The following is a 23,907-nucleotide window of genomic DNA, read 5'->3' on the forward strand; positions in this document are numbered from 1 at the left end:
TTAGTACTGGCTTGCGCCTTCCTGTTCCTCGCGCTCTTCGACACGCTTGGCCACCTTGGCAGCCTTGGCCTGGAAGTCCGCAGGAGAATAGCCCGCCGCTTCCAGCGCATCGGCAACTTCGGGCGGCATGTAGTTCTCGTCGTGGCGCGCCAGCACCTGGTCGGCCTTGATGTAGCCGCTTTGCTGCAGTTGGCCCACTACCACCACGCCCTGCCCTTCGCGGAACAGGTCGGGCAGGATGCCGCTGTAGTGAACGCGCACGTCTTCTACGTAGTCGGTCACCACGAACTCGACGTCGAGACTGTCGGGGTTCCGGTAGACGCTGCCTTCACGCACCATGCCACCCGCACGGATCTGGCGGTCGAACGGCGCATCGCCTGCGGCAATCTGGATCGGACTGAAGAACAGATTGATGTTGGCGCGCAGCGCATACAGGGTCAGCCCCACGGCGATAGCCGCGAGTGAGACCAGCCCCAGGAACATGAACAGTTTTTGCTTACGTTTAGGCGTCATTGGCGTTTCCACCCCTGCTAGTTTGAATCTGGACCGCGCCCATGGCGCGGCTGGACTGACGGTCTTCGCGGCGCATCCGGCGCTTCAATTGGCGCAGCAGCTGGCGACGCTCGGCGCGCGCGTGGAGCACGAGGCCCAGCAGCAGCACCGCGGTAACGCCCCAGGACGCCCAGACATAGGGGCATGGCCACCCATGGCAAAAAATTCGGTAAAGGAGTCGAAAGCCATCACGGAGTCTCCTCGGCCAGTTCCCGGACCCAGTGCTTATTGGATTCGCGACGCAGGATCTCACTGCGAGTGCGCATCAAGGTAAAGGCGATGAAGAAGCTGTAGAAGCCCAGCACCATGATCAGCAGCGGCAGCCACATTTCCATCGGCATGCCGACCCGCCCGGTGACGGTAAAGGTGGCCGGCTGATGCAGGGTGTACCACCAGTCCACCGAGTACTTGATGATCGGAATGTTGATGACCCCGACCATGGCCAGCACCGAGGCGGCGCGCGAGGCGCTGTCGCGGCTGGCGAAGGCGCCGCGCAGGGCGATCACGCCCAGGTACAGGAACAGCAGGATCAGCATCGAGGTGAGGCGGGCGTCCCACATCCACCAGGTACCCCAGGTCGGCACGCCCCACACTGCGCCGGAAAACAGCGCGACGAAGGTCATGGCGGCGCCCAGCGGTGCCATCACGGCGGCGGCCATGTCGCAGATCTTGATCTTCCACACCATGAACACCAACCCGGTCATCGCCATTGAGACGAAGATCGACTGTGCCAGGAAGGCCGCCGGCACGTGCACGTAGATGATGCGGAAGCTGTTGCCCTGCTGGTAGTCGGCCGGCGCGAAGGCCAGCCCCCACACCGTGCCCGTGACGATGAGGATCAGTGCCGCTGCCCAGAACCAGGGCTGAAGCCGAGCGCTGATGGCATAGAACCACTTGGGGAACGCAACTTGTTAATGAAGGCCCACATGCCCGTCAACCTCTCAACCGTTGATACTGATGCGCAGCGATGCCGCGATTGCCAAGGGTGCAAAGATCAAGGCCAGCGCCAGCAGCGCGCCGAGAATTGATAGATGCGCCAGCACGCCATCGCCGAAGATGGCCGCCTGCACGGCTCCAGCACCGAAGATCAGCACCGGAATGTAAAGAGGCAGTACCAGCAGGGAGAGCAGCACGCCTCCCCGTGACAGCCCCACCGTCAGCGCCGCTCCGATGGCACCAATCAGGCTGAGACTCGGCGCTGCCCAGCGCCAGTGAAACCGCAAGAACTACGTAGCTGCCCGCCGGCAGCGCCAACATGAGCCCGAGCAAGGGCGCCATCAGCGCCAGCGGCAGCCCGGTCAGCAGCCAGTGCACGGCCACCTTGGCCAGCACCAGCAACGGCAGCGGCTGAGGCGTCAGCAGCAGCTGCTCCAACGAGCCGTCATCGAAATCGGCACGAAACAGACTGTCCAGCGACAGCAGGGCTGCCAGCAGCGCCGCCACCCACAGCAGGCCTGGCGCGATTGCCGCCAGCAGGGCCGGATCTGGCGAGATGCCAATGGGAAAAAGGGTGATCACGATCGCGAAGAAAACCAGCGGGTTAAGCACTTCGCTGCGCCGCCGCATCAGCAGCACCAGATCACGCTTGAGCGTTGCCCACACTGCGACAGCCAATCCACCGCGGGGTTCCTCGCAGCTCAGCATGACGTTTTCCAGCATCGAGCCGTCAGTGGCTTTCATCGCGCCCTCCTTCACCAAGGCGAATGCGGCGCAGCTCGGGGCAAGGCGTGAGCTCGTGGTGGGTCGTCACCAGCACGCAGCCTCCCCGACGGGCATGCAGGACCAGTCGCTGTTCCAGCGCCTGGACGCCATCACGGTCGATGGCAGTGAAGGGTTCATCGAGCACCCACAGCGAACAGGGGTGAGGGTGAGCCGCGCCAGCGCCACCCGGCGCTGCTGCCCCGCCGAAAGCTGGCCTGCGGGAACATCTTCGAAGCCAGCCAGCCCGACCTCTTCCAGCGCGGCAAGACGCGCCTGCTCGTCGACCGGCTGGCCGGCCAGCGCCTGGTACCAGGCCAGGTTTTCCAACGGGGTCAGCGCCGCCTTCACCCCGGGCGCATGCCCAAGGTAGAGAAGATTGGTCAGAAAGGATTCACGCGCCTGGCGCATGGGGCGCTCGCCCCAGAAGAGCTCGCCTTCGTAGTCCGACAGCTGGCCGGACAAGATCTTGAGCAGGGTGGTCTTGCCACTGCCGTTCGGACCTTCCACACGCACGATTTCACCGCCACGTATATCGAGATCCAGCCCCCGGAACAGCCAACGATCGTCACGTTCACAGGCCAGGCTTTGCGCTTGCAGCCGCAGGCTCAATGGCACTCTCCAGGAATGGTAAATTCTAGGGAAATGCTACACTAAATGGTTTTTGGCCGCTAGCAAACCCGACGCCGCACGAAGCCCTCCTTGTCGCAGGTCAACGCTTGCGTTGAGGCCGGGAACTTGTCAGTCGGCGTACGACTGATAAGATACAAGAAGACTGTATATTTTGACAGTCTTCATCGCGACGAGAGGGAAACCGCCATGCCGCCGCTTTCCGTGCAGTACCTACAACGGCGCCCCAGCCTGCCGATAGCCACCGCCTGGGCAAGTATCGATGCCACCCAGCTGGTCGACGTGCCGCTGCTGGGCGACGTCTCCGCGGGCCTGCCCATCGAGGCCTGCCCCACCGGCGATACCATCCAGGCCCCCGCCTGCATGGTTCGGCGCAATACCTACGCGCTGCGCGTGCGCGGCAATTCGATGGTGGATTGCAATATTCACGACGGCGACGTGATCATCATCGAACGCCAGGAGAGCGCCGAGAACGGCGAGACGGCAGTGGTGCTGATCAACCAGCAGGAGGTCACGCTGAAGAAGCTTTATATAGAGAAGAGCGGCGTTCGCCTGCAGCCGGCCAACGAGAGCATGGCCCCGATCTTCCTCAAGAACAGCGACATCCAGGTGCTCGGCATGGTGATGGGTGTGGTACGCCAGCGCGACGGGCGGCGCGAGCTGACACACTGATGCGCTACCCGGCCCCCGACCTGCCCGAGGGCAAGTGGCAGGAGAGCGTGACCGAGGTGGAGCGCAGCCGCTTCATCGCCTGGCTCTGTCACGCTCCGAGCGTGGCCGCCTTCGAAGCCCTGCTGGCGGCAGCAAGGCAAACCCACCCCAATGCCAGCCACCACTGCAGCGCCTTCATCGCCGGCCCGCCGGGCGAGCAGAACGCCATCGGCTTTTCCGACGACGGTGAACCCGGCGGCACTGCCGGGCGCCCCATGTACCAGGTACTGGAAAGGGCCGGCATCGGCCAGGTAGGCTGCGTGGTGACCCGCTACTTCGGGGGCACCAAGCTCGGCACCGGCGGCCTGGCCCGCGCCTATGCCCAGGCGGTAAGCCAGGCGCTCGAGGGGCTGGCCTGCCGTGAAGTGGTGGAGCGTCTGCCCGTGCGGCTAAAGGTCGACTTCGCCGGCGAAGCCGAGGCCCGCGCCTGGCTGGCTGCTTACGACGCTCCAGTTGACGGAGCCGCCTATCTCAGCGATGGCGTGGTACTGACAGCCGCCTGGCCGAGTGACGTCGAGGTCGACCTGCAACCCCTCGCCACCCGGCTGCGCGGGCGCCTCGCCCGCCTCGACTCCCGTTGAAGAGACTCCCATGACCTTCGATCCCCTGTACTACCCCAGCCCCTCGCGCCGCACGGCTACCTACGGCCACCGCGGCATGGTGGCCACCTCACAGCCCCTGGCCACCCAGGCCGGCATGGAGATGCTCAAGCGTGGCGGTAACGCCGTGGATGCCGCCATCGCGGCAGCTGCCGCCCTCACGGTGGTGGAGCCAACCGCCAACGGCATCGGCGGCGACGCCTTCGCCTTGGTGTGGATGCACGGGCAACTGCATGGCCTCAACGCCAGCGGCCCGGCGCCGCAGGCCATCTCCCGCGAGGCGGTCATGGCCTTGGGCCACAGCGAGATGCCGGCCGTGGGGCTGACGCCGGTCACGGTGCCCGGCGCTCCTCCGCCTGGGCGGCGCTCTCGCAGCGCTTCGGCAGCCTGCCCTTCGCCGACCTGCTGGCGCCGGCCATCGCCCACGCCGAGGGCGGCTACGCCGTCTCGCCCACGGTGGCACTGGCCTGGCAGCGGGCATGGCAGCGCTATCTCCCGTGCCAGGGCGAGCCATTCGCCCCCTGGTTCGCACATTTCGCGCCGAACGGGCGCGCACCGCAGCCGGGCGAGATCTGGCGCTCAGGGGAAATGGCCGACACCCTGCGACGCATCGCCGACAGCCGCGCAGCAGCCTTCTATCGCGGCGAGCTGGCCGAACGGATCGACCGATTCATGCAGCGTCACGGCGGCTTCCTGCGCCAGGCCGACCTGGCCACCTTTCAGCCCGAATGGGTCGACCCCATCAGCATCGGCTATCGCGGCCACGAAATCTGGGAGCTTCCGCCCAACGGCAGCGGCCTGGTCGCCCTGCAGGCCTTCGGTATGCTAGAGGCGCTGGGCGAGCCGCTGCGCGACCCGGTGGAACTGCTGCACCAGCGCATCGAGGCGACCAAACTGGCCTACGCCGACGGCCTGCACTACCTCAGCGAGCGCAGCGCCATGCACGTCGGCGTGGACGCGCTGCTGGACGCCGACTACCTGCGCCGCCGGGCCCGCCTCATCGGCCATGACGCCCTGCAGCCGAGCTACGGCAATCCGCTCAAGGGTGGCACCGTCTACCTCGCCACGGCGGATGCCGAGGGCAACATGGTGTCGCTGATCCAGAGCAACTACGAAGGCTTCGGTTCCGGCATTGTCGTGCCGGGCACCGGCATCAGCCTACACAACCGCGGCCGCGCCTTCTCGCTCGACGCCGACCACGTCAACGTGCTCGCCCCCGGCAAGCGCCCCTACCACACCATCATTCCCGGCTTCATCACCCGCCAAGGCCAGGCCGTGGGCCCTTCGGCGTGATGGGCGCCTTCATGCAACCCCAGGGGCACGTGCAGGTGGTCACCGCCATGCTCGACGAGGGCCTGAACCCGCAGGCCGCGCTGGACCTGCCGCGCTGGATGTGGACTCACGGCACCACGATTCAGGTGGAACCCCACTTTCCCGATCATCTCGCCCAGGCCCTGGCACGTCGCGGCCACACCATCGTCAAGGCCACCGACTCGCTGGCCTTCGGCCGCGGCCAGATCATCCTGCGCGACCCCCGCCACGGCAGCTACTGCGGCGGCACCGAGCCGCGTACCGACAGCGCTATCCTGCCCTGGTAACGGCGCGGGCCTGCAAGGCAGGCCCGCTGCCCGGCAACGCGTTCGCCCCGGCCTTTCCGCCCCAGTCTTTGCGACCCACCTGCGTCCTTCGCTGAAGCCCACCAACGTCTTCCGCCTCGCCCGCGCGTGCCGGTGAGCCAACCCAGGGCGAACTGCTTTCAACTTTGGTATACCATCAGACATGGTATACCGTGTGCGAAAGCCATATCCGGCCTTTGACCAACCCCACCCGAACGCTCCCTCCTCCATAAACCCCAAATAAATTCAGCCATATAGTCGATAAACCCCCACGCGTTACGAGCCATGCGGAAAGGTCAATAACGGAAAATTGACCCAGGTCAGAAAAAGCCTTGACAGGTAAAGCGCCGTGAAATTACGCTGCACGCATGGCCTTTGGTATACCAAGAGCCATCCAGTGAAACCCGGCGAATGGCCGGCACCATGAGAATTAACAACAAGAGCGCGGCCTGATGGCCAGGCGGCGCAAGAGCGACAAAACAGGAGTCCTCCCCATGGCACAGTTGATGAATCGCGACGAATTCCGCACCGCCCTCGAAGAGGCCATCAAAGGCAAGAGCGCCAACAAGGCACCGTTCAGCGTGGCCTGGGCCAGCGGCAAGCTGTCGCGCGAGCACCTAGCCAAGTGGGCCGAGAACCACTACCACTATGTGGGTCCGTTCGCCGACTACCTGGCCTACATCTATGCAAACACCCCGGAGAACTTCAAAGAGGCCAAGGACTTCCTGCTGCAGAACATGTATGAGGAAGAGCTGGGCGGCGATCGTCATACCGACCTGCTGATCCGCTTCGCCGAGGCCTGCGGCACCACCCGCGAGCGCGTCGAAGATCCGGACAACATGTCGCCTACCACTCGCGGTCTGCAGAGCTGGTGCTATGCCGTGGCCATGCGCGAGCATCCGGTGGTCGCCGTGGCAGCGCTGGTGGTCGGCCTGGAGTCCCAGGTGCCCTCGATCTACCGCCGCCAGACCCCGACCCTGCGCGAGAAGTATGGCTTCACCGACGAAGAGGTCGAGTTCTTCGATCTGCACATCGTCTCCGACGAGATCCACGGCGAGCGCGGCTATCAGATCGTGCTGGAGCACGCCGACACCGTCGAGCTGCAGCAGCGCTGCCTGAAGATTTGCGAGATCGGCGCCCAGATGCGCCTGCTCTACACCACCGCGCTGTACTACGACTATGTCGTCGACGAGCTGCCCCTGACCGAGCTCGACATGGCGGCCTGATCGAGCCCCTGCCCAGACTCGCGTGACGTCATCTGCCGGCCCGCTGCCGGCAGATGTCCGCCACGCAGGCGGGAGTGCGCAGACAGCCCGTGACGACAGCCAGCGACGACAAAGAGGTAAGCGTCTTGGATAACGCAACCCAGTTTCTCAACTACATCGACGGCCAGTGGGTCGCCAGCGCCTCGGGGAAGACCTTCGAGAACCGCAGCCCCGCCGACCAGGATGACCTGCTCGGCCACTTCCAGGCGTCTTCTGTCGACGATGCCCGTCGGGCCATCGAGGCCGCGGATCGTGCCTTCGCCGCCTGGCGCGAGACACCCATCTCGCAGCGCGCCAAGATCCTCAACCAGGCCGCCGACTATCTGATGCAGAACGTCGAGCAGTTTGCCGAGGAGCTGACCCGCGAAGAGGGCAAGCTGCTGGCCAACAGCCGCGACGAGATCGCGCGCTCGGCCCAGACCCTGCGCTTCTACGCGGTGGAAGGCCAGACCATCACCGGCGAAACCTTCCCCCAGGATGATGCCAAGATGATGGTCTACACCCAGCGCGAGCCGCTCGGCGTGGCCACCATCATCTCGCCGTGGAACTTCCCCATCTCGATCCCGGCACGCAAGATCGCCCCGGCCCTGATCACCGGCAATACCGTGGTATTCAAGCCCTCCTCCGACGCGCCGCTGATCGGCTATCGGCTGGCCGAGGCCCTGCACCACGCCGGCGTGCCGGCAGGCGTGTTCAACTTCATCACCGGCGCCGCCTCGGCGATCGGCGAGGAGCTCACCGCCAACCCGACGGTCAAGGCCATCTCCTTCACCGGTTCCACCGCCGCGGGCGAGCGCATCCACCGCGCCGCGCCGCATGGCCACCCGCACCCAGATGGAGCTCGGCGGCAAGAACCCGCTGATCGTGCTCGACGATGCCGATATCGACATCGCGGTCGACCTCACCGTCAAGGGCGGCTTCTCGCTGACCGGCCAGGCCTGCACCGGCACCAGCCGGGTGCTGATCTCCCGCAGTCGCAAGGAGGAGTACCTCACGCGACTGGTGGAGAAGGTCAAGACGCTGAAGATCGGCAACGGCATGACCGAGGGCACCCAGATCGGCCCGCTGGCCACCCGCCAGCAGCTCGACACCGTGCTCGGCTACGTCGAGGCGGGCAAGCAGGAGGCCACGCACGTTCACGGCGGCGAGCACCTCACCGAAGGCGAGTTCGCCAAGGGCTTCTACATGGCACCGGCCATCTTCAGCGACGTGACCCAGCAGATGCGCATCGCCCGCGAGGAGATCTTCGGCCCGGTGGTCGCGGTGATCGAGATCGACGGCTACGAGGATGCCATCGCCAAGGCCAACGACACGCCTTATGGCCTCTCCGCTGCCCTGGTGACCAACGACATCGGCTATATCCAGCGCTTCCCGCTCGATATCCAGGCCGGCACGGTGAAGGTCAACCGCACCACCACCGGCAATCTGGTCAACGCCCCTTCGGCGGCCTGAAACAGTCGAGCACCTCCACGTTCCGTGAGTCGGGACGCGCCGGGCTCGACTTCTTCACCCAGACCAAGACCGTCTACCTCGGCCGCTAAGCGCGACACCTACAACGACAACCTGACGACAAGGTGAAAGACATGAAACAGGTATTTCGACTGGAACTGGAAGAAGCCAAGCTGATGGTGGAAGCCGCCAAGAAGCGCTCCGAGGAGATCGGCGTGCTGGAAACCATCTGCGTAGTGGATGACGGCGGCTACCCCTGGCACTCGAGCGCATGAACGGTGCCCGCGTCACCGGCCCGCAGATCGCCTGGAACAAGGCCTTCACCGCCGCCGGCCACAAGCGCTCGACCCACCTGTTCAACACCGCCCCCAACGGCCCCGCCCTGCCCGGCAACGAGGCCTTCGGCATCCAGTGGAGCTTCGAGGGCAAGTTCGCCGTGTTCGTCGGCGGCTTCCCCATCGTCGTCGACGGCGAGGTGATCGGTGGCGTGGGCCTGAGCGGCGGCAACGGCGAGCAGGACACCCAGGCCGGCCTGGCTGCGCTCCAAGCACTGCAGGACCACCTGCGCGAGTCCGGCCACGAAGTGGTGGTCGAGGCCGACATCAAGAAGTAAGCCCGGCCGAGCCAAGCATGACCGTCGGCAAGGCGCCCCGCCCTTGCCGACCCCCCAGACGACCGGCCAAGCACCGACTCGGCAACAACGACAAGACCCTGCCTTGAAACGGGTGCGCTCCAGGAGGCTGCCATGAGCTACCGTATTACCCTCTCCGACACGTCAGAAAGCTTCGAAGCCCAGGCTGGCGAGCCGCTGCTCGAAGCCGCCGAGCGAGCAGGCTTTCCGCTCGCTCACGACTGCCGCTTCGGTGGCTGCGGCGCCTGCCGCGTCAAACTGGTGGAAGGCACGGTCGAATATGAAGAGTTCCCCTTCGGCCTGACCGAAGAGGAGGCCGAGGAGGGCTATGCGCTGGCCTGCCAGGCATGTGCCCAGAGCGACCTGACCATCAGCGCCAAGCTGCTGCCTGCGGGTCACATTCCGGCCGATTTCCATGTCGCCACCATCGAGACGCTCGACAAGCTGAGCCACGACGTGACCCACCTGGTGCTGCGCATCCCCACGGCGAGCGAGGTGGTCTTCCACCCGGGGCAGTACCTCAACGTGATGCTCGACGACGGCACCCCGCGCAGCTTCTCCATGGCCTCGCCTCACCGCGGCGAGCTGTTCGACTTTCACGTCCGCCGGGTGCCGGGCGGGCACTTCACCGGCCGGCTGGAGACTCACTACCAGCCTGGCGACACCCTCGACGTGGAGCTGCCGCTGGGCAACTTCCGGCATGACGCCGAGAGTCCTCGCGACCTGCTGATGGTGGGCGGCGGCACCGGCCTGGCACCGCTCAAGAGTATTATCGAGTCGCTGCTCGACCACGACGACCGCCCGGGCATCGCCCTTTACTGGGGGTGCGCCGCGCCGAGGACCTCTACCTCCACGACCAGCTTAGCGAGTGGGCCCGGACGCTGCCCGGCTTCCGCTACGTGCCGGTCCTCTCCGAGCCCGCCCCTGACTGGGACGGTCGCCGCGGCTTCGTGCATGAGGCGGTATGCGAGGACTTCAACGACCTGAGCGCCTTCGATGCCTACCTGTGCGGCCCCCGCCGATGATCGCCGCGGCCAAGACAAGTTTTGCCAAGCGCGGGCTCGACATCGAGCGGATCTACGCCGACAGCTTCAACTTCACCCATGAGCTCGAAGGCAGCGCTGCCTGACGCAACCGGAACCAGCGAGGTAATCGACATGCCGGATATCACTTTCATCACCAACGGTGGCAAGGTCATCAGTGTTCCCGAAGACTCCAACTTGCTGCGCATGTCCCTGCGCGAGAAGGGGGCATTCCATTCAAGTGCGGCGGCGGCCTGTGTGGCACCTGCAAGTGTTTGGTCGAGGAAGGCCTGGAGAACACCGACGCCGTGAAAAAGAAGGAAGAAAAGCTGCTCACCAAGGAAGAAATCGAGCAGGGCTACCGTCTGGCCTGTCAGACCTTCCTCAAGGGCGACGTCAAGGTCTCCTGGGAAGAGTCGACCAAGGGTGGCAATGCCGGCGCAGGCCAAGTCAAGCCCAAGGCAGAAGCGTAGGGAGTCATGACGATGCTGAACGTAGGACTCATCGGCTATGGCACGGCGGGCAAGGATGTCGCCGAAGCCATCCTCGGCGGTCAGGCGGGTGACACGCGTCTGGCCGCCGTTCTGGTGCGCGATGCGGCCAAATACGCCGACGTCGCCCTGGGCGACTGTCTGATCACCGACAGCGAAGCGGCCTTCTTCGAGCGCCGCCCCGACGTGGTGGTCGAGACCGCCGGTCACGCGGCGGTGTTCCGCTACGCCGAGGCAGCGCTATCCCACGGCTGCGACTTCATGGTGGTCTCGGTGGGCGCCTTTGCGACCAGGCCCTGTTCGACCGGGTCATGGCCAGCGCCAGCCAACACGGCAAGCGGGTACTGGTGCCCTCGGCGGCCATCGCCGGGCTCGACCGCATCGCCGCCGCCGCCCAGGGGCCGCTGGAGCGCGTCACGCTGACCACACGCAAGCCGGTCAAGGCCTGGCGCGGCACCTTTGCCGAGGAAGTAGTAAACCTCGACACGGTGACGCAGCCGACGGTGATCTTCGAGGGCAATGCCCGCGAATCGTCACGGGTGTTCCCGGAGAGCGTCAATGTCTCGGCGGCACTTAGCCTGGCCGGTATCGGCTTCGAGGCCACCGAGGTGAGGGTGCTGGTCGATCCCACCATCGACAAGAACGTGCACGAGGTCAGCGCCAAGGGCCTATTCGGCGAGGTGCGCATCGAAGTGCAGAACACGCCCTCTCCCAGCAACCCCAAGACTGGCTATATCGTCGCCATGAGCGTCGCCCGGACGCTGAAGAACCTCTCCTCGCCGCTGGTGATCGGCTAGCATCGCTGACGCGTTCAAGGAGCTCGAAAATGAAGAAAGCCTATTGGGTCTCCTGCTACCGGGAAATCTCGGACAGGACCAGGTATGCCCGCTATATAGAGCTTGCCCTGCCTGCCATCACCACAGGCGGCGGCCACTTCCTGGCCAGGGACGTCGCCGCCTTTGCCTATGAGCAGGGCCTCAAGGATCGCACCATTATCATCGAGTTTCCCGATCTCGAGAGTGCACGGGCGACCCACGATGGCGAGGCGTACGGGGCGGCGCTAGAAGCGCTGGGCGACGGCGCGATCAGGGACATCCGCATCGTCGAGGGCGCCTGACGCCAGGACACCGCCAGGCAGCAGGTAAAAACAGCAACCCGGGCGCCAAGGCGCCCGGGTTGCGTTGTGCTGTGGTCGGCTAGCGTCAGACGTGGGAGCGGCTCATGTAGGCCTTGCGCGACTTCTCGAGGTGGATGCGGGTAAAGCTCTCGGCCAGATCCTCTTCCCCGTTGCGAATCGCGCTCAATATGTCCCGATGCTCGCGCAACGCTTCCTTGGTACGCCCCGGGAGGGCGCTGCTGAGGTTGGAGAAGGCCCGCACGTAGTCCTTGAGGTCGACCAGCATCTCGTGGAGCTTGGGGTTGCCCGCGGCCCGGCCAATCAGCTCGTTGTACTGGACGTTGAGCTCCACCTCGTCGCCGCCGCCGATGTCGAGCGCGGCATCGATCTCGGCGATGAGCTGGTCGATATCGGCCGCGATCTCGTCATTGATCTTCTGCGCCGCCAGGCGGGCCGCCAGCGACTCCAGCGAGGCCAGAATCATGAACACCTCGAGAATCTCGGCCTGGGTGATCTCGTTAACCACCACGCCCTTGCGCGGCACCGTGCGTACGAAGCGCTGGGTCTCGAGGCGGAACAGCGCCTCCCGGATGGGCGTCCGACTGATGTTGAGCTTGTCGGCCAGCACTCTCTCGACCAGGCGATCACCCGCCTTGTATTCGCCACGCAGGATGGCGTCCTTGAGATAGGCGTAAACCTTGTCGCGGATCGGCGAGAGGTCTTCCTGGGTCCAGGACTCTTCCATTCGGGCTACCATCGGGCGTCTCGGGGCTGGGATAAGAAAGGGAAAGATGATTGTAACACATCACGGCAAAGCGATGGTATCTGGTACACGGAGGACCGCCATGCGCTCGGCCCCGCACCGACGGTGACGGGGCCGTGAAGGCTGCTGGTCAGAAGCTCAATGCAGCTCGGCTTTCTTCAAGCGAGCGTCGATTGAGCCGAAGGTGACCAGCTGCTCGAGTTCGGCACGCGCCGCCTCCACGCTGTCGAAGCGCTCGAAGAACTTCAGCGGTACGCTGTTGGTCTTGCCGTCCTCGGCGGTCTCGACGATGTTCACCCGGCCCTCGTCGCCATTGACCTCGGCAATGGTGAAGTCGGCCTTTTTCTTGCCGTAGAAGAAGTACTCGTAGGTCTCGACCGGGGCGATGCCCTGCCCCGGCCTGGCATCGTATTCGCCCAGCTTGCTTGTCAGGATGATGTACATGTCATTGCTCTCTTGTTGTGGTCGGGTCATCGCGGTCGTGATGGCTGCTCGGCAAGAGCAGGCTCAGGTGGCAAGCTCCCGCTCGCCCCTTGCAGCACGGCTTGCATCGGAACGCTCCTCCAGCATCGGCCGCAGAGCGGCGGAAAGCTCCTCCAGCGCCTCTTCGACGATGGCCTTGCCGATGGCATAGCTGGCCTGGGTGGCATCGCCGATGCAGCCGTTGCGGGTCATCTCCTCATAGCGATAGAAGCCCTGGATGGGGTTGCCGGGCCGCATGCCTTCCCAGCGCCCACCGTGCACGATATCGCCCTTCACGAGCCTTTCGGGACGCACCAGGTGAGGGGCGAGGTAGTACGCCTCGGACACCTCGCGCTCGCAGCTATGGCCGAACAGGGTGGAGGAGATGTGCTCCTTCATGGCCTTCTTGGCCGACGCCGTGGTCTTGGCGTAGAAGCAGTCCACGCCCAGCTCCTGGGCGAAGGTGGCGCAGGCCAGGCCCAGCGTGCCCTGGTTGCCGCCGTGGCTGTTGAGGAAGAGCACCTTGTCGATGCCATGACGCTGGAGCGATACCACCATGTCACGCAGCACCGCCAGCAGCGTCTCGGGGCGCAGGCTGATGGTGCCGGGGAAGTTCAGGTGGTGGGGCGAGACGCCCATGCTGACCGTCGGGGTTACCAGCACCTGGGGGTGGAGCACTTCGGCAAGCCGCTTGGCCATCTCGGTGGCCAGCACGGCATCGCAGCTCTCGTTCATGTGCGGGCCGTGCTGCTCGTGGGCGCCGACCGGCACGATGGCCAGCTTCACGGTCTTGAGGGCCTCTTCGACCTCCGGCCAGGTCATCTCTGTCAGCAGGTAGCTTTCCATCCCGCTCTCCTTCGAGCGCCTGCTCGTCAGGTATTCGCTGCGGCAGGCGGTGTTGTCAGGGGCAAGCGCCTTGGCGCCTGGTATACCATATACCAACACTAGTCGAATCCCGCTGCGCCTGTAAAGCCCTCGCGCGACAATCTCGCTCCGGCCGGCGAATCAAGCCTCTCGGCAGCTGAGCATGGCCACTTCACTGGAGAGGGAGATGTGGTCCTCGATCAGCTCCCGGGCACGGCGTGCATCGCGTGCCAGGGCCAGGTCGACCAGCTCCTGGTGCTGGGCATCGAGCCGGTGGCGAAGCTCGAGGGCCCTCGGGGCCACCCGGCGATAGCGGTCGAACTGGTCGTGCAGCTGGCTGATGAAGCGCAGCAGCCAGGCCGAGCCGCAGGGTGCCACCAGAGCATTGTGAAACCGCGAATGCAGCTGCTCCCACTCCACCACGGAGGTGCGCTTGTCTGCCAGCGACAGGCGATGATTGGCCGCCAGCAGCTGGGACTCCCACTCTGCATCACCATGCGCTATGGCCAGCTCGAGCGCCGTGCCTTCAAGGCGCAGGCGCATCGCCGTGATGTCGGCAAGCTCCTCCAGACTGAGTTCGAGCACGCGAAAACCGCGCTGGTTCTCCTGGCGCAGCAGGCCATAGGCCGCCAGGCGATTGAGCGCCTCGCGCAACGGGCTCAGCCCCACCTGATAGGTTTCCCGCAACAGCGTGATGGAGAGGCGCTCACCGGCACGGTAGCGGCCGTCGAGCAGGTCCTGGCGCAACAGCTCGTAGATCCGGCTCGCCGCGGTGGCGTTGCCCTGCTTGATGATATCGGTCATGGCGTGGCTCCACATATTTTCTTTTGGAATTTGGTATACCGATCTTGACGTGCTCCTCAGATGCGTCATAGTCTGAGTCAAATAATCGATTATTCCTAGAAAAAGTACAACAGCCGAATCACTACCGCGTTGTTTTTCTATAAATAATCAACTGGAACCAATAAAGGCGCTCGCTGACATGACGGCATCGCAACAGGGCAAGCTGTTTTTTCCTTTCTCCGCATCGGCCTCCTGGGGTTCGGTGGGGGCCCTTCGATGATTCCTTTGGTACACCAGGAAGTGGTCAAGCACCACGGCTGGATGAAGGATGAGGAGTTCGCCGATGTCCTGGCCATCGCCAACACCCTGCCGGGCCCCATCGCCACCAAGATGCCGGGCTATATCGGCTACCGCGTAGGTGGCGCCCTGGGCTGTGTCAATGCGGTGCTGGCGGTGATCCTGCCGATGATCGTGGTTATGATCCTGCTGCTCGGCCTGTTCAGCCGCTACCGCGACGTGGCCTGGATCCAAGGCATGAGCCAGGGCATGGTGCCGGTGGTCATGGTGATGATGGGCCAGCTGGCCTGGGACTTTCTCGACAAGTCGCGCCTGGCACTGGGTTGGGGAGTGAGCCTGATCATGGCCGGCGTGGCCGGGATACTGATCTATTGGGCCGGTCTCCATCCCGGGCTGGTCATCGGTGCCCTGCTGGTCGCCGCCATGCTGCCGCTGACGAAAGGCAAGGTGACCAAGGAGGCGGCCCAATGATCTACGTACAGCTCTTCCTGGCCTTCTTCATTCCCAACATCGTCGGCTACGGCGGTGGCCCCGCCATCATTCCGCTGATCGAGGCGGAGGTGGTAGGTCGCTACGACTGGATGAACCCCCAGGAGTTCGCCGAGGTCCTGGGACTGGGCAACGCCCTGCCAAGCCCCATCGCCACGAAGATGGCGGGCTATGTCGGCTATGAAGTGGCCGGCGTTGGCGGCGCAGTGGTCGCCGTGCTGGCCACCGTGGTGCCCACCCTGCTGCTGATGCTGGGTGCCCTGGGCCTGCTCTACCGCTATCGCGACTCGCCGCGGGTCAAGCGCATGAGTCAGTGGGTTCGCCCGGTGATCGCCATCATGATGGCCGGCATGGTCCTGAGCTTCTTTTCCGAGGGTCTGGCCGGGGCCGGGCTCGTTCACACCCTTTTGATCGGTGCAGCGGCCGCCGTTGCGCTGCTCCGCTTCAAGACACACCCCGCTCTCGTGGTAGTCGGCGCACTGGCCTATGGCGGCCTGATGCTGGGCTAGCGCTGCGCTACCGGTTACCTCATGGATAGCCACCCCTGCACTGGAGGAGAGGAGCATGCAACGACGACGATTGCGATAACGACAACCCATGCGCGGAAGACGTCAGCACCGCTTTCGTGACATGCAAGGCAATGCACGAGACCGACCGTGGCAATTCAGCAACCGACAACTACAAGCAGACGATGGCGTCCCGAGTGACTCGGCCCCATCGCCCCAGCCTGACGACACGACAAGGTGCAATATGGAACAGCTTGAACAGGTTCAACTAACCGCCTCGCACTGGATCTTCCTGCTGGTGATCCTGGCGATCTTCGTCTCCATCGGCTTTCGCAAGGGAGTCATCGTCCCCTCCATCGCCGGTATCTTCATGCTTGGCCTGCTGGCCGACGCCCCCCACGAGGGCGTGCTCAACCAAACGATCTTTGCGGTGCAGGTGGTCTTCCGGGCCCTGCTCAATGCCGGCACCGAGCTCTTCGATATCATGCTGGTCATCGCCCTGATGGTGGCCATGCTCAAGTCGCTGCAAAGCCAGGGCGCCGACAGGCTGATGGTGGCACCGATGAAGAAGCTGATGGTCGGCCCCTGGACCGCCTTCTTCGTGGTCGGCATCACCATGTACATCGCCGCCGCCTTCTTCTGGCCGACCCCGGCCGTGGCCTTGGTCGGCACGGTCCTCATTCCTGTCGCCATGCAGGTCGGCCTGCCGGCCATCGGCGCCGCCATGGCGGTGAACCTGTTCGGCCACGGCATGGCGCTCTCCGCCGACCCGGTCATCCAGGGCGCCAGCCGCCTCACCGCTGGCGCCGCGGGCATCGACACCGCCGTGCTGGTGCCCTACACCCTGCTGTTCTCGCTGGTGGTGGGCGGCGTGGCCATCACCATGGCCTGTCTCGCCCTGCGTCGTGACATGCGCTCCGGCGTGCTCGAGGCACCCCAGACCGACGAGGTCTTCACCCCGCGCTCGGCCGGCGCCGCCGCCGTGCAGGCCAGTACCGTCAAGGATGAGGAGGAGCCCGAAGCCGGTCCCTACGCTCGGATTTTCGCTATCGCGGTTCCTATCATCCTGCTTGGTATTGCCGGCCTGATGATCTATCGTGCCGTGTTCATGCCCGACCAGGCCATTCGCGGCGGCGGAGCCACGGCGCTGCTGGGCGGTACCGCCACACTGCTGCTGGTACTCTCCTCGTTCGCCTCCCACGGGCACCACGCCCTGGATGGCATCAGCACCTACACCCGCGAGGGCTTCTTCTTCGCCATCAAGATCTTTGCCCCGATCATTCCGATCGCCGGCTTCTTCTTCCTCGGCCACCCCGGCCACTCCGCCGAGGTGATCGGCGCCGGTGCGTCAGGCTACCTGTTCGATATCGGCCATAACATCGGCCACTTCATCGACGGCAACGTCTTCCTGCTGGTCTTCGGCATGGCCTTCATCGGCCTGCTTTCCGGCATGGACGGTTCGGGCTTCTCCGGCCTGCCGCTGGTAGGCTCGCTGTCGGGCGCGCTGGGAACCGCTGCCGATGTCGACATCCACGTGCTGGCAGCCTTGGGTCAGGTAGCGGCGATCTTCGCCGGTGGCGGCACGCTGGCGGCCTGGGCCTTCGGCGTGGCAGCCGATGCCGGTATCGCCGGGGTCAGTCCCGCCGCCCTGGTGCGACGCAACTTCGTCCCGGTCATCACCGGCATCATCGTGGCCTCGCTGCTCGCCGTGTTCCTGCTGATATAGCGAAGAGCAGGTCCTACAGGCAGTAACCCCTTCACCCGGCGCCATGGCGCCGGGTGTGTTCGTTTAGGGCGGCTTCGCTCAAGGTAAGAGGAGACCCGGAAAATAGCGCAAAGGAGGGTTGACGAACACCCGCAGGCGGCACATGGTATACCATATGCCAAAAGACAAGACTGACCAAGCGCACCGCGATGCGCAACCTGACGAAACGACTAGGTGATGACTATGCCCCTGATCAAGATTCACAAGAACGGCGAGGTCTTCGAAGGCGAAGTCCAGCCCAACACCAACCTGGTGGTGCGTGCGGGCATCCGCCAGTTTCCCTACCCCCACCTGAGCTATGGCTGCGGCATGGGCAAGTGCGCCAAGTGCATGTGCAAGGTGCTCAAGGGCGGCGAGGCCCTGCCCGAGCCCAACTGGAAAGAGAAGAAGATGCTCGGTACGCGCCTTGAGCAGGGCTACCGGCTGGCCTGCCAGCTGTGGGTGGAAGAGGATCTCGAGCTGGCCCAGGAGAGCCCCACCGCCGCCGCTGGCACCAAGCCCGCCGGCAGCACCACCGCCTCCTGAACCGCTCGCAGGCCACCCAGGCCAGGGACAGATACGCAAGAGCCCGCCGGCACGCGCCGGCGGGCTCTTGGCATTCCTGGCTATCAGCCCAGGTACTTGATCATCACCCCCGCCGCCACCGCCGAACCGATCACGCCCGCCACGTTGGGCCCCATGGCGTGCATCAGCAGGAAGTTGTGCGGGTTCGACTCCAGCCCCACCTTGTTCGCCACCCGGGCGGCCATCGGTACCGCCGAGACCCCGGCCGCGCCGATCAGCGGGTTGATCGGCATGCGGCTCACCAGGTTCATCAGCTTGGCCATCAGTACCCCCGCCGCCGTGCCGATGGCGAACGCCACCATGCCCAGCGCCATGATGCCCAGCGTCTCCAGGGCCAGGAAGCTTTCGGCCATCAGCCGCGAGCCCACGGCCAGCCCCAGCACGATGGTGACGATGTTGATCAGGGCATTCTGCGCGGTATCGGTCAGTCGCTCGACCACGCCGCACTCGCGCATCAGGTTGCCGAAGCAGAACATGCCCAGCAGCGGGGCGGCATCGGGCAGGAACAGCGCCACCAGCAACAGCAGCAGCACGGGAAAGGCGATCTTCTCCAGCTTTGAGACCGGCCGCAGCTGCGTCGTGGTGATGGCGCGCTCCTTGCGGGTGGTCAGCAGCCGCATGATCGGCGGCTGGATCATCGGCACCAGCGCCATGTAAGCGTAGGCTGCCACGGCGATGGCACCCAGCAGCTCGGGAGCCAGCACGCTCGAGACGTAGATCGAGGTGGGGCCGTCGGCGCCGCCGATGATGCCGATGGCCGCCGCCTGCTCGATGGAGAAGTCCATCCAGCCCAGCGTCGACATGGCCACCGCCCCGAACAGGGTGGCGAAGATGCCGAACTGGGCCGCCGCGCCGAGAAACAGCGTGCGCGGGTTGGCCAGCAGCGGGCCGAAGTCGGTCATGGCACCCACACCCATGAAGATCAGCAGCGGGGCGATGCCCGACGTCACGGCCAGGCTGTAGAAGACATACAGCAGGCCGTCGCCATAGCCGACGTTGATGGCGATGTCGCGGGCGGCACGCAGCTGATCCGGCGCGACGCCGTTGTCGAGCAGTGCCTTGAGGGTGTTGCGCCAGGCCTCGTCACCGGCCAGCGGATCGAGGGTGGCCCCCAGCGCCGCGGCGATCTGCTGCAGCACCGCTGGGCGCGCCACCTCGATGGCCTGGTCCAGCGCCGAGATCGCCAGGCCCGCCTCGGGGATGTTGGCCAGTATCCCGCCGAAGCCGATCGGCACCAGCAGCAGCGGTTCGAACTTCTTGTGAATGGCGAGATAGAGCAGCACCAGCCCTACGGCGATCATCACCGCCTGGCCCAGGGTCAGGTTGTAGAGACCCGACCCCTCCCATAGCGTCAATAACTTTTCCATGGAAGTGGTCCTTACAGCACGATCAGGGGGTCACCGACGGAGACGCTGTCCCCTTCGCTGACCTTGACCGCCGAGACCGTACCGGCGCTGGCGGCGCGCACCTCGGTTTCCATCTTCATGGCTTCGAGGATGATCACCACATCGCCCGCCTCGACCGTATCCCCCGGGCGCACGTTGACCTTGAAGATGTTGCCGGCCAGCGGTGCAGCAATGGTCTCGCCGGTCGGTGCCGCAGCGCCGGCGGCAGGCTGAGCGGCGGGCGTGGCGGTGGATTCGCTCACGGCGCCGATCTCGCCGCCTTCGGCGACTTCGACCACGTACTGCTTGCCGTTGACCTTGACGGTATAGGTCTCGGGGCCGGCGGGCACGGCAGCCGGAGTCGCGGGCAGCTTGGCGCCCGCCTTCGCCGGCAGGGTGGCATCGGCCTCTTCCTTGCCCGGCGCCTGGGGCACGGGCTCGAAGGCATCAGGGTTGTCGCGATGCTTGAGGAACTTGAGCCCGATCTGCGGGAACAGCGCGTAGGTGAGCACGTCGTCGATCTCGCGCTCACCCTCAGCGAGGCGGATACCGTCGGTCTTGGCCTTCTCCTTGAGTTCGACAGCCAGGCGCTCCATCTCGGGCTCGAGCAGGTCGGCGGGGCGACAGGTGATCGGCTCGCCGCCCTCCAGCACGCGATTCTGCAGCGCCTTGTCGAAGGAGCCGGCGCGGCGCCATACTCGCCCTTGAGCAGCGCCTGCACCTCCTTGGAGATCGACTTGTAGCGCTCGCCCAGCATCACGTTCATCACCGCCTGGGTGCCGACGATCTGCGAGGTGGGGGTGACCAGCGGGATGAAGCCCAGGTCCTCGCGCACGCGGGAATCTCGGCCAGCACGTCGTCGAGCCTGTCGCCGGCGCCCTGCTCCTTGAGCTGGCTCTCCATGTTGGTGAGCATGCCGCCCGGCACCTGGGCGACCAAGATGCGCGAGTCGATGCCCTTGAGCGAACCTTCGAAGGCGGCGTACTTCTTGCGCACCTCGCGGAAGTAGCCGGCGATGTCCTCGAGCAGTTCGAGGTCGAGGTGGGTGTCGCGCTCGGTGCCCTTGAGGATCGCCACCACCGACTCGGTGGGGCTGTGGCCGTAGGTCATCGACATCGAGGAGATGGCCGTGTCGACGTTGTCGATCCCGGCCTCGACCGCCTTGAGGATGGTGGCGGTGGACATCCCGGTGGTAGCGTGGCACTGCATGTGGATGGGAATCGACAGCGATTTCTTCAGCCGCGTGACCAGCTCGTAGGCATCGTAGGGGCCAGCAGGCCTGCCATGTCCTTGATCGCCAGCGAATCGGCGCCCATGGCGGCGATGGTCTCGGCCAATTCGACCCAGCTGTCCAGGGTGTGCACCGGGCTCACGGTATAGGAGATGGTGCCCTGGGCGTGCCCGCCCACCTGACGCACCGCGCGGATGGCACGCTCGAGGTTGCGCGGGTCGTTCATGGCATCGAACACGCGGAACACGTCGACGCCGTTGGTCTTGGCCCGCTCGACGAAGCGGTCGACCACGTCATCGGCGTAGTGGCGGTAGCCGAGCAGGTTCTGGCCGCGCAGCAGCATCTGCTGGGGGTGTTGGGCATCGCCTCCTTCAACGCCCGTATCCGCTCCCACGGATCCTCGCCGAGGTAGCGGATACAGGCGTCGAAGGTGGCCCCGCCCCAGGACTCCAGCGACCAGAAACCCACCTTGTCGAGTTTCTCGGCGATCGGCAGCATGTCATCGAGGCGCAGGCGGGTGGCGAACAGGGACTGATGGGCGTCGCGGAGCACGACGTCGGTGATGCCCAGCGGACGTTTGGTCTCACTCATGAGGATGATCCCATGGCTAATAGTTTTGGGTGTAAGATGGCGCCGACGGCTGGCGCTGACCGCTCAGCGCCGGCGGCGATAGCGGTGCACGGCGGCGCTGATGACGGCAAGCAGCTCGGCCTCATCCCCTTGTCGGCCGCGGGCCGGGGCGCCGACGGTGCGGGCACCGGCGTCGGCGCCAGGCGGCGTACTACCAACGACATCAGGGTCGTGGCCAGCACCAGCGCGGTAAGAAAAACAAAAACGAAGCCCATGCCGACCCCCATCAGGGCCAGGCCGTCCTGCAGAAGCTGCGTGTCCTGCATAGCGTTTCTCCTCAAAGCTTCTCTTTTTTGTCAGCATCCTGAAGCTAAAAGGGTGAGAAGCGTTTCAAATTGTCCTATAAACTGCCACACTCTGGAATTATTGCAAGTGCGATATGGTGGAAGCCAGCGTTGTTGTTTTACTACAAAAAGGTCGGATCGGCCTTGCTCCCATGGAAGGCGTCATCGATGCCCTCACCCGCGATCTATTGACGCGCCAACCCGGGTTCGACTGGGCCGTCACTGAGTTCGTGCGGGTGGTCGACGCTCGCCTGCCGCCCCGCGTCTTTCACAAGCACTGCCCCGAACTGCTCGACTGCCCGCCATCCACGCCTTCCGGTGTTCCGGTAGCGCTGCAGCTATTGGGCAGCGACCCGATCGCGCTGGCGGCCAATGCACGCCAGGCGGTCGAACTGGGCGCCAGCGCCATCGACCTCAACTTCGGCTGCCCAGCCAAGCTGGTGAACCGTCACGACGGTGGCGCCTCCCTGCTGCGCAACCCCAGTCGCGTACAGGCGGCCGTGGCCGCCGTGTACCGTGCGGTAGAGGGCAGCGTGCCGGTGACAGCCAAGATTCGCCTGGGCTTCGCCGACCGCCGTCTAGCGCTGGCCTGCGCCATGGCGGCCGAGGATGGCGGCGCAGCACAGCTGACCGTGCATGCCCGCACCCGCGACGAAGGCTACCGCCCTCCGGCCCACTGGGAGTGGATCGGCCGTATTCGCTGCCGGCTGCGCATCCCGATCGTTGCCAACGGCGAGATCTGGACGCTGGAGGACTACTGGAAAGCCAGGACCCTGTCAGGCTGCCAGGATGTGATGCTGGGGCGCGGCGCCCTGGCCGACCCAGGGCTTGCGCCTCGCATTCGCCACTGGCAAAGCACCGGCAACCGACTCCCCGAGACCCCTGGCAGGCACGCGCCGACATCCTGACGGAGTTCGCCAGCGTGCAGCGCCGCACGCTACCCGACAGAATCGTCACCTCCCTGGTCAAGCAGTGGCTTCATCACATGCAGCAGGGCAGCGACGATGCCAGGCAGCGCTTTCACAGCGTGAAGCGCATCAACGACCTCGACCAGCTGCTCGAAGGGCTTCACTGCGACCGACAGGCAGCGCCAGCCGCGAACGTGTCTGAACCCGCCTGAACCCGCCTGACGCCCCTCCAGGCACCCACGACGCCGCCCAGAGTCCAGGCCGGTGGGCCACGGGTTACGCCGCTGAGCACAGAGCCAGAGAAGGATAGGAAAGGAAAGCAAGGCAAAAGAAGGCGCCCATCGCAACGATGGGCGCCCAAACGATCGCGCAGTCGACACACGCCAGGCGTGCCACTGCAGCCAGCCAAAGCGAAGCGCGCATGGCAGCGCCATGCGACAACAGCAGCCTACAGACAGAAAACCCGCCCTCTGACGAGGACGGGTCTGAAACTGGCGCGCCCGGGAGGATTCGAACCTCCGACCACCTGATTCGTAGTCAGGTACTCTATCCAGCTGAGCTACGGGCGCTTAAGGTACGGCTGAGCCGTTTTTTCTAACTTGCCTATTTGGCGTTCCCAAGCAGCTAGCTTCATATCGACATTTTGCTTCGACTTCAGCTTGGCGCGCCCGGGAGGATTCGAACCTCCGACCACCTGATTCGTAGTCAGGTACTCTATCCAGCTGAGCTACGGGCGCATCTTGCTTGCTTGGTGTCGCGTGCCGCATGGCGGAGAGGGAGGGATTCGAACCCTCGATGGGGCTATAAACCCCATACTCCCTTAGCAGGGGAGCGCCTTCAGCCACTCGGCCACCTCTCCCTCATCGACACGGCGCACATCCTATCGCCTCAGCCCTCCATTGTCCAGTGCATTCAGCTATTTATTTTGCGCTGGACAGATGGCCCCAACCGTGGCGTCAGGCTCCGGAACCACTCCCTCCTTCTCCATCGGACTTCTCGCGCTGGATACGCTGATAGATTTCCTCGCGATGTACGGCGACATCCTTGGGCGCGTTGACGCCGATACGGACCTGGTTGCCCTTGACGCCAAGGACGGTGACGGTGATGTCATCACCGATCATCAAGGTTTCTCCGACTCGGCGGGTCAGGATGAGCATGACTGATCTCCTTCTCAGACGACTGGCAACGGAATGCG

The 23,907-nt window shown here is 64.9% G+C and carries 24 protein-coding genes, 3 tRNA genes and 8 pseudogenes; 19 read left to right on the plus strand and 16 right to left on the minus strand.

All coding sequences use genetic code 11. The features are described 5' to 3' along the window. From ccmE to ccmA, 5 genes and pseudogenes are all read right to left on the minus strand, one after another. Entirely contained in the window at positions 1-513 is a 513-nt protein-coding gene (gene ccmE / locus ACUDAL_RS13400) for a cytochrome c maturation protein CcmE (protein ID WP_444678467.1), read from the minus strand. Beyond that, positions 503-661, minus strand: a complete 159-nt coding sequence (locus ACUDAL_RS13405; RefSeq protein ID WP_444678468.1) for a heme exporter protein CcmD — start codon at positions 659-661, stop codon at positions 503-505. Before ACUDAL_RS13405 ends, ccmE begins: the two co-directional genes overlap by 11 nt. 79 nt (positions 662-740) lie before the next feature. Continuing rightward, a pseudogene (locus tag ACUDAL_RS13410) lies at positions 741-1,480 on the minus strand (heme ABC transporter permease). A gap of 13 nt (positions 1,481-1,493) precedes the next feature. Continuing rightward, positions 1,494-2,196, minus strand: a pseudogene (gene ccmB, locus ACUDAL_RS13415) (heme exporter protein CcmB). A gap of 22 nt (positions 2,197-2,218) precedes the next feature. After that, positions 2,219-2,862, minus strand: a pseudogene (gene ccmA, locus ACUDAL_RS13420) (cytochrome c biogenesis heme-transporting ATPase CcmA). 207 nt (positions 2,863-3,069) lie between these two features. Between ccmA and ACUDAL_RS13425 the strand changes: the two are divergent. From ACUDAL_RS13425 to ACUDAL_RS13490, 14 genes and pseudogenes are all read left to right on the plus strand, one after another. Beyond that, positions 3,070-3,552 carry a LexA family protein gene (locus tag ACUDAL_RS13425; protein ID WP_444678469.1) on the plus strand — a complete coding sequence of 161 codons (483 nt, stop codon included), beginning with the start codon at positions 3,070-3,072 and terminating at the stop codon, positions 3,550-3,552. Then, entirely contained in the window at positions 3,552-4,172 is a 621-nt protein-coding gene (locus ACUDAL_RS13430) for an IMPACT family protein (RefSeq protein ID WP_444678470.1), read from the plus strand. Before ACUDAL_RS13425 ends, ACUDAL_RS13430 begins: the two co-directional genes overlap by 1 nt. A gap of 10 nt (positions 4,173-4,182) precedes the next feature. Next, positions 4,183-5,788 (plus strand): annotated as a pseudogene (locus ACUDAL_RS13435) (gamma-glutamyltransferase family protein). 512 nt (positions 5,789-6,300) lie between these two features. Then, entirely contained in the window at positions 6,301-7,032 is a 732-nt protein-coding gene (locus tag ACUDAL_RS13440; protein ID WP_444678471.1) for a TenA family transcriptional regulator, read from the plus strand. A 53-nt stretch (positions 7,033-7,085) separates the two neighbouring features. Beyond that, positions 7,086-7,823 (plus strand): annotated as a pseudogene (locus ACUDAL_RS13445) (aldehyde dehydrogenase family protein); the annotation flags it as partial. Between the two features lie 64 nt (positions 7,824-7,887). Continuing rightward, positions 7,888-8,523: an aldehyde dehydrogenase family protein gene (locus tag ACUDAL_RS13450; RefSeq protein ID WP_444678472.1), complete on the plus strand. Its 636-nt coding sequence runs from the start codon at positions 7,888-7,890 to the stop codon at positions 8,521-8,523. Between the two features lie 131 nt (positions 8,524-8,654). Then, a complete protein-coding gene (locus ACUDAL_RS13455) occupies positions 8,655-8,795 on the plus strand; it encodes a hypothetical protein (RefSeq protein WP_444678473.1) in 141 nt (46 codons plus the stop codon). Next, positions 8,792-9,133 carry a GlcG/HbpS family heme-binding protein gene (locus ACUDAL_RS13460; protein WP_444678474.1) on the plus strand — a complete coding sequence of 114 codons (342 nt, stop codon included), beginning with the start codon at positions 8,792-8,794 and terminating at the stop codon, positions 9,131-9,133. Before ACUDAL_RS13455 ends, ACUDAL_RS13460 begins: the two co-directional genes overlap by 4 nt. A 132-nt stretch (positions 9,134-9,265) precedes the next feature. Beyond that, a pseudogene (locus ACUDAL_RS13465) lies at positions 9,266-10,176 on the plus strand (2Fe-2S iron-sulfur cluster-binding protein). 132 nt (positions 10,177-10,308) lie between these two features. Beyond that, positions 10,309-10,485 (plus strand): hypothetical protein, encoded by a 177-nt coding sequence (locus ACUDAL_RS13470; RefSeq protein ID WP_444679450.1) that lies wholly within the window; start codon positions 10,309-10,311, stop codon positions 10,483-10,485. Then, on the plus strand, positions 10,449-10,646 hold the full coding sequence (locus ACUDAL_RS13475) for a hypothetical protein (RefSeq protein WP_444678475.1): 198 nt from the start codon (positions 10,449-10,451) through the stop codon (positions 10,644-10,646). The genes ACUDAL_RS13470 and ACUDAL_RS13475 overlap by 37 nt, the downstream gene beginning before the upstream one ends. A 6-nt stretch (positions 10,647-10,652) precedes the next feature. After that, positions 10,653-11,087: a hypothetical protein gene (locus ACUDAL_RS13480; protein WP_444678476.1), complete on the plus strand. Its 435-nt coding sequence runs from the start codon at positions 10,653-10,655 to the stop codon at positions 11,085-11,087. Then, positions 10,976-11,461: an aspartate dehydrogenase gene (locus ACUDAL_RS13485; protein WP_444678477.1), complete on the plus strand. Its 486-nt coding sequence runs from the start codon at positions 10,976-10,978 to the stop codon at positions 11,459-11,461. The genes ACUDAL_RS13480 and ACUDAL_RS13485 overlap by 112 nt, the downstream gene beginning before the upstream one ends. A gap of 29 nt (positions 11,462-11,490) precedes the next feature. Continuing rightward, positions 11,491-11,781, plus strand: a complete 291-nt coding sequence (locus ACUDAL_RS13490; protein ID WP_444678478.1) for a DUF1330 domain-containing protein — start codon at positions 11,491-11,493, stop codon at positions 11,779-11,781. Positions 11,782-11,866: 85 nt separating this feature from the next. Here ACUDAL_RS13490 and ACUDAL_RS13495 read toward each other — a convergent pair whose 3' ends face one another. The 4 genes from ACUDAL_RS13495 to ACUDAL_RS13510 form a co-directional block, all read right to left on the minus strand. Beyond that, positions 11,867-12,526: a GntR family transcriptional regulator gene (locus ACUDAL_RS13495; protein WP_444678479.1), complete on the minus strand. Its 660-nt coding sequence runs from the start codon at positions 12,524-12,526 to the stop codon at positions 11,867-11,869. Positions 12,527-12,682: 156 nt separating this feature from the next. Continuing rightward, the gene (locus ACUDAL_RS13500) at positions 12,683-13,018 is read right to left on the minus strand and encodes a hypothetical protein (RefSeq protein WP_444678480.1); all 336 of its coding nucleotides are present in this window, start codon (positions 13,016-13,018) and stop codon (positions 12,683-12,685) included. Positions 13,019-13,051: 33 nt separating this feature from the next. After that, complete coding sequence (locus ACUDAL_RS13505; RefSeq protein WP_444678481.1) at positions 13,052-13,852, minus strand: creatininase family protein; 801 nt, start codon at positions 13,850-13,852, stop codon at positions 13,052-13,054. Between the two features lie 159 nt (positions 13,853-14,011). Further along, on the minus strand, positions 14,012-14,674 hold the full coding sequence (locus tag ACUDAL_RS13510) for a GntR family transcriptional regulator (protein WP_444678482.1): 663 nt from the start codon (positions 14,672-14,674) through the stop codon (positions 14,012-14,014). Between the two features lie 255 nt (positions 14,675-14,929). Here ACUDAL_RS13510 and ACUDAL_RS13515 point away from each other — a divergent pair, with 255 nt between their 5' ends. From ACUDAL_RS13515 to ACUDAL_RS13530, 4 genes are all read left to right on the plus strand, one after another. Further along, positions 14,930-15,421, plus strand: coding sequence for a chromate transporter (locus ACUDAL_RS13515; protein ID WP_444678483.1), 492 nt, complete (start codon positions 14,930-14,932; stop codon positions 15,419-15,421). Continuing rightward, positions 15,418-15,948, plus strand: a complete 531-nt coding sequence (locus ACUDAL_RS13520; RefSeq protein WP_444678484.1) for a chromate transporter — start codon at positions 15,418-15,420, stop codon at positions 15,946-15,948. Before ACUDAL_RS13515 ends, ACUDAL_RS13520 begins: the two co-directional genes overlap by 4 nt. A 241-nt stretch (positions 15,949-16,189) precedes the next feature. Next, positions 16,190-17,671 (plus strand): hypothetical protein, encoded by a 1,482-nt coding sequence (locus tag ACUDAL_RS13525; RefSeq protein WP_444678485.1) that lies wholly within the window; start codon positions 16,190-16,192, stop codon positions 17,669-17,671. Between the two features lie 216 nt (positions 17,672-17,887). Next, a complete protein-coding gene (locus ACUDAL_RS13530) occupies positions 17,888-18,235 on the plus strand; it encodes a 2Fe-2S iron-sulfur cluster-binding protein (protein ID WP_444678486.1) in 348 nt (115 codons plus the stop codon). Between the two features lie 83 nt (positions 18,236-18,318). On the opposite strand, the gene ACUDAL_RS13535 is transcribed toward ACUDAL_RS13530, so the two are convergent. The 3 genes and pseudogenes from ACUDAL_RS13535 to ACUDAL_RS13545 all read right to left on the minus strand — a co-directional run bounded on the left by ACUDAL_RS13535 (position 18,319) and on the right by ACUDAL_RS13545 (position 21,786). Then, positions 18,319-19,641, minus strand: coding sequence for a sodium ion-translocating decarboxylase subunit beta (locus ACUDAL_RS13535; protein WP_444678487.1), 1,323 nt, complete (start codon positions 19,639-19,641; stop codon positions 18,319-18,321). Between the two features lie 11 nt (positions 19,642-19,652). After that, a pseudogene (gene oadA, locus ACUDAL_RS13540) lies at positions 19,653-21,481 on the minus strand (sodium-extruding oxaloacetate decarboxylase subunit alpha). After that, positions 21,478-21,786, minus strand: coding sequence for an OadG family transporter subunit (locus tag ACUDAL_RS13545; RefSeq protein WP_444678488.1), 309 nt, complete (start codon positions 21,784-21,786; stop codon positions 21,478-21,480). Before ACUDAL_RS13545 ends, oadA begins: the two are co-directional and overlap by 4 nt. 170 nt (positions 21,787-21,956) lie before the next feature. Between ACUDAL_RS13545 and ACUDAL_RS13550 the strand changes: the two are divergent. After that, positions 21,957-22,924 (plus strand): annotated as a pseudogene (locus ACUDAL_RS13550) (tRNA dihydrouridine synthase). Positions 22,925-23,204: 280 nt separating this feature from the next. Here ACUDAL_RS13550 and ACUDAL_RS13555 read toward each other — a convergent pair. The 4 genes from ACUDAL_RS13555 to csrA form a co-directional block, all read right to left on the minus strand. Beyond that, a tRNA-Arg gene (locus ACUDAL_RS13555) sits at positions 23,205-23,281 on the minus strand. A 91-nt stretch (positions 23,282-23,372) separates the two neighbouring features. After that, positions 23,373-23,449: transfer RNA gene (locus ACUDAL_RS13560), tRNA-Arg, on the minus strand. A 29-nt stretch (positions 23,450-23,478) separates the two neighbouring features. After that, a tRNA-Ser gene (locus ACUDAL_RS13565) sits at positions 23,479-23,571 on the minus strand. Positions 23,572-23,668: 97 nt separating this feature from the next. Next, positions 23,669-23,869, minus strand: coding sequence for a carbon storage regulator CsrA (gene csrA, locus ACUDAL_RS13570; RefSeq protein WP_444678489.1), 201 nt, complete (start codon positions 23,867-23,869; stop codon positions 23,669-23,671). Positions 23,870-23,907: the final 38 nt, after the last annotated feature.

Origin of the sequence: Halomonas sp. E19 (assembly GCF_052439355.1) — a bacterium.
In the GTDB taxonomy this organism is placed as follows: Bacteria; Pseudomonadota; Gammaproteobacteria; order Pseudomonadales; family Halomonadaceae; genus Halomonas.